The organism is Denitrovibrio acetiphilus DSM 12809 (genome assembly GCF_000025725.1).
GTDB classification, from domain to species: Bacteria; Chrysiogenota; Deferribacteres; order Deferribacterales; family Geovibrionaceae; genus Denitrovibrio; species Denitrovibrio acetiphilus.
Genome location: NC_013943.1, coordinates 3,035,428 through 3,048,939 on the forward strand (window position 1 = coordinate 3,035,428; position 13,512 = coordinate 3,048,939).

The 13,512-nt window shown below is 42.4% G+C and carries 15 protein-coding genes; all 15 read left to right on the top strand.

Annotated elements, in window-relative coordinates:
- Window positions 1-8: 8 nt before the first annotated feature.
- Window positions 9-212: a hypothetical protein gene (locus tag DACET_RS14370; RefSeq protein ID WP_013012084.1), complete on the top strand. Its 204-nt coding sequence runs from the start codon at window positions 9-11 to the stop codon at window positions 210-212.
- A complete protein-coding gene (locus DACET_RS14375) occupies window positions 209-946 on the top strand; it encodes a sigma-70 family RNA polymerase sigma factor (protein ID WP_013012085.1) in 738 nt (245 codons plus the stop codon). Before DACET_RS14370 ends, DACET_RS14375 begins: the two co-directional genes overlap by 4 nt.
- 21 nt (window positions 947-967) lie before the next feature.
- Entirely contained in the window at window positions 968-2,038 is a 1,071-nt protein-coding gene (locus DACET_RS14380) for a protein-glutamate methylesterase/protein-glutamine glutaminase (RefSeq protein WP_013012086.1), read from the top strand.
- Window positions 2,039-2,082: 44 nt separating this feature from the next.
- The gene (fliM, locus tag DACET_RS14385) at window positions 2,083-3,093 is read left to right on the top strand and encodes a flagellar motor switch protein FliM (protein WP_013012087.1); all 1,011 of its coding nucleotides are present in this window, start codon (window positions 2,083-2,085) and stop codon (window positions 3,091-3,093) included.
- Complete coding sequence (gene fliN / locus DACET_RS15815) at window positions 3,074-3,973, top strand: flagellar motor switch protein FliN (protein ID WP_013012088.1); 900 nt, start codon at window positions 3,074-3,076, stop codon at window positions 3,971-3,973. The genes fliM and fliN overlap by 20 nt, the downstream gene beginning before the upstream one ends.
- Window positions 3,974-4,031: 58 nt before the next feature.
- A complete protein-coding gene (locus DACET_RS14395) occupies window positions 4,032-4,409 on the top strand; it encodes a response regulator (RefSeq protein ID WP_013012089.1) in 378 nt (125 codons plus the stop codon).
- Window positions 4,409-5,044: a protein phosphatase CheZ gene (locus tag DACET_RS14400; RefSeq protein WP_013012090.1), complete on the top strand. Its 636-nt coding sequence runs from the start codon at window positions 4,409-4,411 to the stop codon at window positions 5,042-5,044. The genes DACET_RS14395 and DACET_RS14400 overlap by 1 nt, the downstream gene beginning before the upstream one ends.
- Before the next feature lie 17 nt (window positions 5,045-5,061).
- Window positions 5,062-7,143: a hybrid sensor histidine kinase/response regulator gene (locus tag DACET_RS14405; protein ID WP_013012091.1), complete on the top strand. Its 2,082-nt coding sequence runs from the start codon at window positions 5,062-5,064 to the stop codon at window positions 7,141-7,143.
- Between the two features lie 91 nt (window positions 7,144-7,234).
- Window positions 7,235-7,432 (top strand): hypothetical protein, encoded by a 198-nt coding sequence (locus DACET_RS16410; RefSeq protein WP_169304248.1) that lies wholly within the window; start codon window positions 7,235-7,237, stop codon window positions 7,430-7,432.
- Window positions 7,353-8,243 carry an OmpA family protein gene (locus DACET_RS15820; RefSeq protein WP_013012092.1) on the top strand — a complete coding sequence of 297 codons (891 nt, stop codon included), beginning with the start codon at window positions 7,353-7,355 and terminating at the stop codon, window positions 8,241-8,243. The genes DACET_RS16410 and DACET_RS15820 overlap by 80 nt, the downstream gene beginning before the upstream one ends.
- Window positions 8,227-9,204: a hypothetical protein gene (locus DACET_RS14415; RefSeq protein WP_013012093.1), complete on the top strand. Its 978-nt coding sequence runs from the start codon at window positions 8,227-8,229 to the stop codon at window positions 9,202-9,204. Before DACET_RS15820 ends, DACET_RS14415 begins: the two co-directional genes overlap by 17 nt.
- 144 nt (window positions 9,205-9,348) lie before the next feature.
- Window positions 9,349-10,923: a SpoIIE family protein phosphatase gene (locus DACET_RS14420; RefSeq protein ID WP_013012094.1), complete on the top strand. Its 1,575-nt coding sequence runs from the start codon at window positions 9,349-9,351 to the stop codon at window positions 10,921-10,923.
- A 13-nt stretch (window positions 10,924-10,936) separates the two neighbouring features.
- Window positions 10,937-11,257, top strand: coding sequence for an STAS domain-containing protein (locus DACET_RS14425; RefSeq protein ID WP_013012095.1), 321 nt, complete (start codon window positions 10,937-10,939; stop codon window positions 11,255-11,257).
- A 3-nt stretch (window positions 11,258-11,260) separates the two neighbouring features.
- Window positions 11,261-12,679, top strand: coding sequence for a HEAT repeat domain-containing protein (locus tag DACET_RS14430; protein ID WP_013012096.1), 1,419 nt, complete (start codon window positions 11,261-11,263; stop codon window positions 12,677-12,679).
- On the top strand, window positions 12,676-13,509 hold the full coding sequence (locus tag DACET_RS14435) for a CheR family methyltransferase (protein WP_013012097.1): 834 nt from the start codon (window positions 12,676-12,678) through the stop codon (window positions 13,507-13,509). Before DACET_RS14430 ends, DACET_RS14435 begins: the two co-directional genes overlap by 4 nt.
- The last annotated feature ends 3 nt before the right edge of the window (window positions 13,510-13,512 follow it).

The window sequence follows — 13,512 nt, forward strand, 5'->3', positions numbered from 1 at the left end:
GGGTATGTATGAATTTTTCTTACAGAGAACTTGCACTACTGCTTGCTACTGTTACTTTTATGTTGTCATTTGTGATGAAATTCCTCATATATGATGTAAAATTGACTTATATCGGCAGAGACATTATAATGTTTTTCGTTGTCTATCTGATAGCAAAGAACCTTTTTTTTATGATCGACAAGCTGATAATTAACTACAGGAAAATAATGTGACAGGCTACGGTGCGGCAGCCGGCAGTAACAGATTCAGCCGGGAAGAAAAAGACAAGATTATTCTGGAGTTCATGCCCAGGATCAAATCATGGGTACTGCGCATCAGTACCACCTTGCCCGACACCGTGGACGTGGACGACCTTTACTCTTCCGCCTGTCTGGGGCTTATTGAGTCACTTGAACGTTTTGACAAAGACAGAAATGTAAACTTTTACACCTTTGGCGAAAGACGTATCAAAGGTGCGATACTCGACACGCTGCGAAACCTCGACTATCTCCCCAGAAATGTGCGAACGAGACTTAAACAGCTTGAAAGACACATCGGAAACCACTATCGTACTGCGGGTGAAAAGCCAACCGTGGAAGAGATAATCGAAAACAGTGATTTCAGTGAACAGGAAGTTTACCGCCTTCTCGAACTTATGGAAAATGATAAAATCCTCTCTCTGGACGAATCTGTGGGACCTGAAGGGGATACAAGCCTTGTTGACTTTATCAAAAGCACAGGACTGACACCGGAAGACGAAGCTCTTAAAACCAGACTCGTGGACACTCTCGGTGAGGAGATTGAAAACCTTAGCGAAAAAGAGAAATATGTCGTTTCTCTCTATTACTATGAAGAGCTCACAATGAAAGAAATTGCCATGGTTCTGGGTATTACAGAATCAAGGGTTTCACAGATACATTCCGCTGCAACTGCAAAACTGAAAAAGAAACTCAAAGAATTCTATTAGATATTACGCAGGAGACAATTAATGCCCAAAGTTAAGCTGCTGATTGTGGATGACTCCGCATTCATGAGAAAAGCCATAGAAAATATGGTAAAAAAAGACCCCGAAATCGTTATTGTCGGTACAGCAAAAAACGGTATAGAGGCTGTGGAGCAGGTTAAAACACTCAGACCTGACGTTATAACTCTTGATATAGAAATGCCCCGCATGGACGGTCTCACTGCTCTGCAAAAAATCATGGCGGAAAATCCCCTTCCGGTGATTATGGTCAGCTCCCTCACAACAGAAGGTGCAGAAGCAACACTTAAAGCTCTGGATCTAGGAGCTGTGGACTTCATCCCTAAAGATAAGTCATTTGCCAGTTTCGGCGTTATGAAGATAGAGGATCAGCTCATCGCAAAGGTGAAGGGCTTCGGTGCGAAAAAGATGTTTTTCAGAAGACCATCACTCGCAAGACCTTCTATGCCTTCATCAACTATAACCAAACCGACTACACCACCCAGACCTGCACCAAAGATAACTTCCAAAAAGAAGCTGGTTATCATAGGTACATCAACAGGAGGTCCGCAGTCACTTCAGAAAGTAATACCTCTGCTTCCGGGAGACCTCGGTGTCCCGATACTTGTTGTGCAGCATATGCCTCCGAATTTTACAAAATCACTAGCTCAGAGGCTTAATTCCCTCAGCAAGCTCACGGTGCTTGAAGCACAAGGGAAAGAGAAGCTTGAGCCGAACCATGTGTACATAGCAAAAGGCGGAACCCACATGAAGATAAAAAAGATGGGACCGCACTTCTATACAGAAGTCGGAACTGAACCGTCAAATACACTGCACATACCAAGCGTGGATGTAACAGCAGCATCTGTTGCAGAGACAATAGGACGTGACGCACTTGGCGTTATAATGACAGGCATGGGGAGCGACGGCATGAAAGGTCTCCAGCTCCTTAAGCTGAAGGGCGGCAGTGTGATAGCTCAGGATGAAGAATCCTGTATAGTCTACGGTATGCCCAGAGCTGTAGTGGAAGCAGGATTTAATGACGAAGTTGTGCCTCTTACTGAAATTTATCAGCGTATAGTGGCATATTGCAGATAGCGTTTTTAATAAGTTTTACATAATCAGGAGCAAACAGGTAACAAATGGCAGATATTCTAAGTCAAGAGGAGATTGACGCTCTACTCTCTACAGTTTCCACAGATGAGGAGATCGCAGATGAGAAAGTTGAGCAGTTAGACTTCGTCCCAAAGAAGATATCTGTCTATGACTTCCGGAGACCCGACCGTGTAAGCAAGGAACAGCTCCGCTCAATACGCAACCTGCACGATAAATTTGCACGGAATTTTTCCTCTACACTTTCAAACTACCTGCGTACGATCACCGACATAACACTCACATCCGTAGACCAGATGACATACGGTGAATTCCTCATGTCTCTGCCTGACCCCACAAGTTTTAACATCATCTCTATGATCCCCATGGAAGGGAATGCAGTGCTTGAGATAAATCCTTCGCTCGTTTTCCCGATTGTTGACAAGCTTCTGGGAGGAACTGGCAAGCCGCTTTTCCAGACGAGAGAACTTACAAGTCTGGAACAGCACATAATGGACGGTATATTAGGTCTCATCCTAAAAGATCTCGAAGAGGTCTGGAGGCAGATAATCCCTAACATACGGCTCAAAAAAGAACTGAGTGAAAACAGCCCGCATATCATACAGATTGTTTCTCAGAACGAAGTTGTTATACTTGTAGTTTGTGAAGTCAAGTTCGGCGAGGTTCTCGGTATGATGAACCTCTGCATCCCTGCGATAGTTCTTGAACCGGTTCTGGGTAAAATAAGCTCCAGCGACTGGTTAATAGGTGCTAAGAAAGGACTTCAGGGGGAGAAGGAAGACGAGATTATGCATATGCTTAACGATACTGAGGTTCCGACAAGCATCTATCTCGGTCACAATAAACTTACGATCGAAGATGTTCTGGGGCTTCAGAACGGAGACCTGGTTATGTTTAACGTGAAACAGGACAGACCTGTTGAAATACACTTTAACAACAAACAGAAATTCCTCGGCGAGGTCGGTACTCTCGGGGTTAAAAAAGCAGTTAAGATCACACAATTTATAACGGAGTCAGACGATGAAAACCCCGCTGAGTGAAAACAGGCACAGCACATTCACAGATGTGGCTAAGGAAGTGTTCCAGTCCACACTGAACAGTATGTTCGACAAAGATATCAAAGTGTCCTTTTCTGAAGTTTCCAGCGGTGGTCCGGATGATCTCGCAGGCGGCTACGAAGGACAGGTGCTTATTATTGTCACTGAAGAAAAATCAGGACTTGAAGCCGGTCTGATGTTTAAAACAGCAGACATAACATTTCTGACAAATCTAATGATGATGATGGATGAGCCAGGTAAGGAATCTCTAGAAGACGACGACAAAGACGCAATAAAAGAGCTGGCGTCCCAGGCTCTCGCTGCTGTCACTGTGCCTCTTGAGGAAAAAACTCAGGTTAAAGTGTCTTTCAGAATAGACGATGTAATGGTTAATGATGCTCCCGCACTTTTTCAGTCAGATGCTTATATGATAATTGATGCAGACCTCGGGATAGGTGACCAGAATACCACATTCCGTTTCTACACCGACATAAATCTTATGAATCTTTTCGGCGGCGGAGACGATGAGGAACCAGATTTCGGCTCAGCGTTCACGTTCCCAGAAGATGACGATGAACCCGCTACTGGAGGGTTTGGAGGCGGATATGGCGGAGGTTCTCCATCCAATCTGGATCTCCTGCTTGATATCGATGTTCCGGTTAGTGTAAAAATGGGCTCTACAAAAATGTTTTTAAAGGATATACTAACTATGGGATCAGGGAATATCATCGAACTGGACGAGTCCGCTGACGAACCTGTTGAACTTGTTATTAATAATAAAGTCATCGCCAGAGGCGAGGTTGTCATTGTTGATGGTTATTTTGGTTTCCGAATTAAAGAAATTGTCAGTCGTGCAGAAAGAATTAAAAAATTAAAAGATTGACACAGTGTAGTATTTTGGAAATAATATAAGATAAGAGAAACAAGGTGGAGGACCAGAAATGGCTCACGAACACGTTATAATAACAGTGGATGATTCTTCTACCATGAGAAGAATTATAAAAAACACCCTCACGAAGCTTGGATTCACCAATGTTCTTGAAGCTGCTAATGGTGTTGAAGGTCTTGATGTGCTTGCGAAAAACGACGTTGATATGATAATCACAGACTGGAATATGCCCGAAATGGACGGACTCACCTTTGTAAAGACTATCCGTTCAAAAGAGGAATATAAAGAAACTCCTATTCTGATGGTTACAACGGAAGCCGCAAAAGAAGACATCCTGACAGCACTCAGAAGCGGTGTGAACAACTATGTTGTTAAACCTTTCACACCGGACACTCTTCAGGAAAAGGTGAATAAGCTCCTCGGTATTTGATGATGTCTGCATACAAAGACATTAATGAGCTTCTGGATATTGCCAGAAGTATAAATGAAGGAAATTATGACGTTGCCAGTGTTGATGTTAACGCTGAAAACGAATTATTTCATATCGCCCAGTATTTCAGCGAATCTATAGAAAAACTCCAGACAGTTTATGACACCGTTGAGGACAGCTATGAAGACCTGCCCGGCTTCGAAGACACGCTAAAAGCTATAATCAGCGATGCAAAAACCGCCTCAGAGAATGTTCTGAGCTGTGTGGACAAAATCACTTTTGTCGGTGATGATATACGTGACAACCTTAAAACCCTTAAGACCCAGGTAGAGGCAAAAAAGTTCGCCCAGACAAGCGGGATAATTGACAGACTGAGAGATAAAGCCCTCTCAGGTCAGGATTCATCGTTTGATATTATTGCTTCACTTGAATTTCAGGACATTACCAAGCAAAAAATCGATAAGCTTGTTAAAATAATATACGACCTTCAGGAAAGACTTTCTCACCTGGTAATAATGTACGGCGTTAAAGAAGATAAGATAGACATTGAGGCGCTGGACAAGATCAAATCGAAGAAAGACCTTTTGGAGGATCAGAACCTTGTTGATGAACTTATGAAAGAGTTCGGTCAGTAAGATCTCTGGAGGAAAGCATGAACAACAACGATATGCAGGATCTTGTACAGGATTTTATTCTGGAAACTGAAGAAATCATAGAAGCTCTTGATCACGACCTTGTTGAACTTGAAACACGTAAAAACGATCTTGATCTGCTTAATAAAATATTCAGAGGCGCACATACCATGAAAGGTGCGTCGTCATTTCTGGGTTTCGACAAAATGAGCGGGGTCACCCACCACGCAGAAGAAATCCTTAACAAACTTAGAAAAAATGAAATTTCCGTCACACCAGGCATTATGGATATTCTGCTTGAGTTCGTAGACATAACAAAAACCATAATCGTTGACATCAAAAACGGTACAGACGTTGCAGATGTTACTGACCTTATCAACAGGCTCAAACTTGCAAATGAAGGAAAGCTCCCCGGAGCGTCAGATGCAACAAGATCCGGAGCTCCCGAGGCACCGCAGAAAAATGTTGAGCAGGTGAAAAAAGCAGCGATGTCCATTGAACAGACTATCCGTGTGGATGTTTCCAGACTGGACTCTCTGATGAACCTTGTTGGTGAACTCGTTCTCTCCCGTAACCGTATCGGGCAGATCTCCGGAGATCTCGAAAAGAAATTCGAAGGGGAATTCCTCATTGAGCAACTCATGGAAACCACATCGCAAATAGGACTCATCACGACTGAACTACAGCTTGCTGTAATGAAAACAAGAATGGTTCCTATCGGCAAAGTCTTCAATAAGTTCCCAAGAATGGTTCGTGACCTCTGCCGTGATATGGGCAAAGATGTTGATCTTGTCATATCAGGGGAAGAGACAGAACTTGATAAATCTGTTGTCGAAGAGATAGGGGATCCGCTTATCCACATGATCAGAAACTCTGTGGATCACGGTGTTGAAGTACCTGAAATCAGACGTAAAAGAGGCAAACCTGACAAGGGGATTGTTAACCTCTCCGCATATCACGAAGGGAACCACATTGTCGTTGAGATCAAAGATGACGGTGCAGGGATGGATGCAGAGGTTCTCAAAGCGAAGGCCGTTGAAAAGGGCGTCATCACTATTGATGAGGCTAAGAACCTTGACAATGAATCAGCTTACGGTCTCGTTTTTAAACCCGGTTTCTCCACCGCAGCCCAGATCACAGACGTTTCCGGACGTGGCGTGGGCATGGATGTGGTTAAAACTAACATAGAAAAACTTAACGGTATCATCAACATTGAGTCAGAGTTAGGACACGGGACACGTTTCCGTCTGAAACTTCCTCTCACACTCGCAATTATACAAGCGCTGCTTGTTGATGTCTCCGGAGAAATATTTGCTATCCCTCTTGTTTCAGTTATCGAAACAGTACGCATTAAAGAGACTGAAATTCACAGCTTTGAAGGGCGCGAGGTTCTTAAACTAAGAGACTCCGTTCTCTCGCTTATCAGACTTGACGAAATATACGAACTTCAGGAATCACTCAATGATGACATATACGTTGTTGTTGTGGGGCTTGCTGAAAAGAGACTTGGATTTGTTGTTAATAAACTTGTAGGACAAGAAGAAATTGTCATCAAATCCCTAGGCGACTACCTCAGCGGCAATGAAGGCATCGCAGGCGCAACCATTATGGGTGACGGACGCGTTAGACTTATCATAGACGTTGCCGGCGTTATGGAGATAGCTACTAAAATGCCGCGCAGGTTCAGGAAGAAAAAAACTGAATCAACAACAACCAAAAGAAACGATAAAATAACAGCTCTTATAGTGGACGACTCTGCCACTGACAGAAAAATAATAAACAGGCTTCTGACATCCACCGGATGGATAGAAAGCAAAGAGGTAACCAGCGGTAAAGACCTTATCAAAGTTTTTGAAAAGGTTGATCCGGATATAATTATCACAGACATAATGATGCCTGAAATGGATGGGTATGAAGTAGCCAAAGCCCTAAGAGAAAAGGGTTTTGAAAAACCTATCATAGCTATCTCCGGTCGGTCTGAAATATCCGAGAGGAAAAAAATCTCTGCTGCAGGGATCGACGCCTTTCTGCTGAAACCTGTCAACCTGCAGTCTATGCTGGATAAAATTGATGAGCTTATGGCGAATTCTCGTAATAAGTAGCGCATTAACCCTTATATCAATCTCAGCATTTGCCGATATATATATTTACGAGGTGGTCACTGAAACCAAACGGTTTCAAACCGCCTCAAAAATGAAACCGAACACTTTTCTCAAATACCAGGGCGGAAGCGATGTTGTCTACGAACTTATCGTTGTTGATAAAATAAAAGGTGATAACTTTGAAGAAGCAGCCAAACAATACAGGCTCGATGAAAACAACTACCGTGCCCTCTCTCCTAAGGCTTCTAAGCGCCCTGATAATTTTCGCCGCTTTATCTGGTGGCGCTAGCTACGCAGCGGAAAGGCAAAAATATAAGATCATCGTAACCCGCCCCGATACAGATGTCACAACCCAGCTCCGTGTATATGCAGAAAACGAAGAAGAAGCACGTGAAAATGTTGCTCTAAACGGATGGCAGATCCTTTCAATCGAATTATATCAACCGCCTACAGCTGTTTCAGGTGAGATGAGAGGCTTAACGCCGACATCTGACGGAGAATATTCAATTACAATTACAAAAGTCGGGGAAGGCTCTGTTAAACCATATGGCACGACTAATGTACCTGCAAACGGCAGCCTAATGATCGAAATGACACCTGATCCGTGCGAAAAGTTAGGAAGCCTAATTTATAATGGTCAGAAGCTCACCCCGGAAGGCAACTCACACACTATAGAAAATATAGAAAAAGAAGGTTCTGTGGTGGTGGTTTTTGAAGCTAACGGAACAGAATGTGCAGATAATGGTATACTCAGTGCAAATCTTAATGAGCAGGGGGCTATTTACTTTGCTCTTGGCGAATTTCGTAAGGAATTAACTGACAAAGAAATAAATATTATAAGCAATGCTAACAATGCAAAAAAGTATGTAATAATCGGACATACTGACGATGTGCGTGTTGTACCGAATACAGAATATGCTGACAACTTTGAACTTTCAGCTAAAAGGGCTGCATTTTTCTTAAACAAACTTACTGAAGCAGGGATTCCGGCAGAAAATGTTCAGACATTAGGGCTCGGCCCCGCTTTTCCGGCAGCACCAAACAAAAAAAACGGACAACCTCTTAACCGGCGGGCTATACTCTATGAACGAATCAGATAACAAAATAACCTATCAGGATTTCTTCAATATAAAGCTAAAAAAGTTTTACGAATACGTCACTGATGTCATGCATGACTTTTCATATGCAATACACAGAAACCTTAAAGAAGACGAAAATAAAAGACGTGTTGAAATATGGCGTTCATCAAAAAATGAAAACGTTAACGCACTAATCTGGCTGGAAATAGTTAAAGGCGGAGCAGAGATTGATCATTACATAGCTACTGATGTTCTCCGCACTATGAACGAAGAGGGTATGCTGAAACTCTTCTTCTTCACCAATGCAGACATTTCTGCGGACATGAAGGATGTTCTGGACGGGAAAGATCACTACGTTTTCACACCTAAAGATATCATAGAGACTATCGAAGCCCTTGAGCTTAAAAAGCTTTCAGGCTCTGGCAAGAAACGTAAAAATGTCAAAGTTCCGTCTGGAAGGCTTGTGATAAGAAACTATCTAAAGAACCACCAGCTGAAAGGAAAAAAAGTTTTTGTAAATACGAGCACACTGTCAGATCTGGCAGAAAACTATCTGCACCTCGCCAGAGAAACCTTTAATGAAGTTGACAGGATTGATGATATCAACAACCTTACACCAGAAGTGAAGGACAGATTTCGTAATCTTCAGACAAAACTTCTTCCGGAACTGAGAAAAACGCTTTATTTCAGATTCACTGAACGTTTCAGCTATCTGTCGCAAACCATATACAACATAGTCCAGAATCTTGTTATGTACATTGGATCACTAATTGAAATGGAATCAGAAGAGCAGATGAACAAAGCAAGGGATGTTGTCGAAAATGAGCTGGATGTTCTTCGTAATATTGACGAAAAACTTGAAGAGTTTTATACAGAACAAATGAAAAAGACTGTAAGACTCAGCTACAATCTACTCTACATTTCAATAGCTATCATATCATTTATGATCGTATTTTATCTCATCATGGTAAAATCAAAGTAAGGTTTTATCAAAGCTTAATTTTTTATTCCTCCAAAGCGTTTGATTTTTACCCAGCAATGAATTAAACTTACTGTAACATATAGTCTTTAAAAACAAGGCTGTATAATGCTTTCATTAAAATACATAACCGGAACGTGACAGACAATGGAATATAGCAGCGAAATATTAAATTTTATCAGCGAGATAGTGCTGGTTGTAAATGATAAATTTCAGATACAATACTGCAGTCCGCAGGTAAAGCAGCTTACAGGCAAGGGTCCGGAAAAAATGACAGGCAAGAAATGTCATATGGTCATGTTTAACAAAATGGAACCTTGTAAGGACTGTCAGCTCGCTAAACTTAAAGACAATAGGATTCCTCTGGATATCGAGCATGACACTATCACACACCGCGGTTTCCGGAAACTTTTCTCAGCTAAATTCATCAAGCTTGAAGATAATGCATATGCTGAAATCCTCAGCGACATAACCAGTACAAAAAAACTTATAGATAAACTCACCCGCCACTCGAAAGAACTTAAGGCATCAAACGTCATACTGAACCTTAAGCGGAAGGAAACCGAGAAAGAACACAGATTCATACTTCGAACAATAAACTCTCTCAATGACGGTGTTATGGTCGTTAACCCTGACCTTACTATAAATGTTTCAAACTCCAGCCTCATTGATATGTGCAGTCTGGAGGGGAAAAAGACTCCGGAGATGAGATGCTACGAAGTTTACGGCTATACAGAACAGTGTAAAGACTGTCCGCTGCTTGACCCGAAAAACACACGAGCCTTCCGGGAAGCACATGGTAAGAAACTCACTGTCACAATGAATCATTTCGACAGATATATTGTGGAAAGTCTCCGTGACACCACAAAAGAGCTTAAACTTATAGATGAAATAAAAAACCAGCAGTCTGTACTGCATGAGAAACAAAGACAGATGAGCCTTCTCAACGAAGACCTACTCAGAATGAATGATAAGCTCAAAGTTGCACACAAAATAATTGACGAAGAGCTGACACAGGTTGGTCAGATACAGGCAAGCCTTCTGCCGGAAACACTACCGCAGATAGAGGGCTATGACTTCGGCGCTTTCTATACCCCTGCTGAACACGCAGGCGGTGATTATTATGACTGTATAGAAATGAGCAACGGATACTGGGGGCTCGGCGTGGCAGATGTTTCAGGTCACGGTATACCTGCATCAGTCATAATGGCTATAACCCGTGCTATAATGCGTTCATACACTTACGACGTAATATCCTCATCAGAAGCCGTCGCCATGGTGAACGAGATATTATGTGACAACATACACACAAATGACTTTGTTACAATGTTTTACACTGTTTTCAATTCCAAAAACGGAACCCTGAACTATGCAAGCGCAGGGCACAACCCCTTACTTTTTTATGACAAGTCTGAGATGCTTGTTAAGAAAATTTCGTGTCACGGAATGTTTCTTGGGGCGTTTGATATGGTAGACTATGAAGAAGGGGAACTGGAAATTGACTCCGGTGACATTGTTTTCCTATATACTGACGGACTTAACGAAGCGATGAACCGCAGCAGAGAGCAGTACGGATATGATCAGCTCATCTCAAAGATAATGATGTTTGCGAGTCTCCCCGTCAGTGAAATGATTGAGAACATTATGGAAGATGTCCGGAACTTTACACAGGGACACCCTTTCGAAGACGATATTACGATATTGGCTTTCAAAAAACTCTAAGGAGGATCTTATTATGTTTGAAGTACAGGACAAAGGGGACAAAAAGCTTGTTTTTGTCAAAGGGGAAGTTAACGCTCAGACAGGCAGCGAACTGAAAAAAAACATTCTCGATATTTTCAACAGTGCAAATACCGTTGTGCTCTCTTTCAAAGGTGTTGTCTATATGAACAGTTCTGGTCTCAGAGAGATAATCGACCTTTTGAAGAACGCTAACAAAACCAAAAAGACTCTCATGCTCTGTGAAATGACTCCTGATATCAGAGAGATGTTTACTTTCACAGGTCTGGATAAAGTTTTCAAAATATATGATACGCAAGCTCAAGCTCTGGGGTAAATTATGTCAGTAGAATTCGCCAAAGACGGTGACGTTCTCAAAATAATTGTGGAACAGGATACAAGCGGCAAAGACCTCGAAGATGCTTCCAGAAGAATTCTGGACGAAAAAGGGGTTTCTAAAGTCAGCCTTGATCTTAAGAAATGCTTCTACATCCAGAGTAAGGCTCTGGCGGCTCTTATTGCGTTTAAAAAAAACTCAGCTAAGATAGGCGCCGAATTTACGGTAACTAATGTATGTGAGAACGTCTTTCAGGTTCTTGAAATGGCAAACCTCACTATGTATTTCACAATAGAAGAGGACTTCAGCACCTATACTCCCGATGAACTTATTGAAAAGTTTTTCGAAGCAGATTACGCAGACAGAGTTTCAGACTATATCGTTCAGTACATGAATGACGATATCCGCAACAAACTTTACGAAATACTGGACTCTGAAGATCCTACTCTGAAATATTACGCAATACTAACTTTAGGCAGAGCACACGATTACAGCTCTGAGGACAAAATCAAAGCAGCTCTGGAAAGCGACACTCCGCAGGTTGCAAAAGCAGCCGTGCTTGTGCTGGGGTGGTTTGGTGATACAGACAGCAAAGAGAAAATGTACGAGTTCCTCGACTGTGATGTGGAAGAGCTCAGAGAGGCCGCCGCCGCATCTATCGCTCTGCTCTCTGATGACTCTGATGCTGAGAGGCTCGGAAAGCTGCTTCAAAGTGACGATCCTTCCGTAAGGACAGTCACGGTGCAGGCACTCACTCTCATTAACGATACTAAGGCTTTTAACCTTCTGGTGGACAGAGTCGATAAAGAAGAAAACGAAGCAGCAAGTGCGGCACTTATCAGAGCCATATCATCCTTCAACAAAGAGGGTGTTTCTGATATCCTCATCAAAGCTCTCGGAAGCTCTTTTATCAAAACCAGAGAAGCAGCAGCAGGCGGTCTCGCCAAAATCAAAGCCAAAGATAAGCTCAGTGAAATACTGGAAAGAGTCACTGACAACGACTCATGGGTTGGTTACTTTGCCGTAAAGGCTTGTGGTGAGATATGCACCCCTGTCGAAGCTGAAAAACTGAAAGAAAGCTTCGGGCATGTTGATGAAAATGTCAAGCTTGCCATAGTGGAAGCACTCGGTAAAATTAATGCGGACTTCAGCGATTTTTATATGACTATTCTGGAAGACGAAAACGAAGATATCCGCAAAGAGGTCTTAGCTGCCCTTGCTAACGACAACAAACAGCTCGCTGCTGAAGCGGCGGGGACGCTGTTCATCGCTGACCAAAGCTGGATTGTCCGCTACAAGGCTCTGGAGATACTTATTAACCTTAAGCCAGAAGGCTACCTTGATCTTTTAAAGAAAGGGCTGGATGAGGACGATAATAAGTATGTGAAAGAAAAAATACAGTCTGTTTTGGATGCGATATGATAAGTACAGGTACAATAAAAATTAAAGATGACGAGTTTGTAGAGCTGAAAGATATCATCTACAAAAATGCAGCCATCGCCTTTGCTGACAGCAAAAAGTATCTGATTGAGAACAGACTCTCCAAAAGGCTTCAGGAACTTAACTTCTCCAGCTTTAAGGATTATATTTATTACCTTAAATACGATCCGAAAAAGCGTGAGGAGATGGAGGTTCTGCTAAATCAGGTAACGATAAATGAGACCTACTTTCTGCGTGAAAGAGCTCAGATGGATCACATGATTAAAAACATCATCCCTGACCTCTTGGCAAAAGGGAAGAAGTCTTTAAGAATATGGTCTGCTGCATGTTCTTCAGGTGAGGAGCCGTATTCCATTGCGATCCTCCTTAACGAAGCAGGTCTGTTTAATAAAATGAATATTGAAATACTTGCCACAGACATCAATACTGAGGTGCTGGGGATTGCTCAGAAAGGTCTCTACAGAACGATATCTTTCAGGGGTGTTCCGCCTGCTGTACAGCAGAAGTATTTCACAAAAGACGGCTTCACCTTTAAAATTGACCCTATGATCATGAGCAAAATCAAGTTCTTTCAGGGGAACCTGCTCAGTCCGATGATAGGCTCAAAAGTAGGCAGACTGGATGTTATATTCTGTAGAAATGTGCTCATATATTTCGACATTCCTGCAAAGCAGAAGGTTATCGAAACTTTTCACAAAGCTCTCGGTGTACCAGGTGCACTTTATCTGGGACACTCTGAGACACTGAATAAGATATCCGACAGCTTTAAAATGGAAAACTTCGGGGGCGGTATAATCTACAGGAAAGGTTAGGGA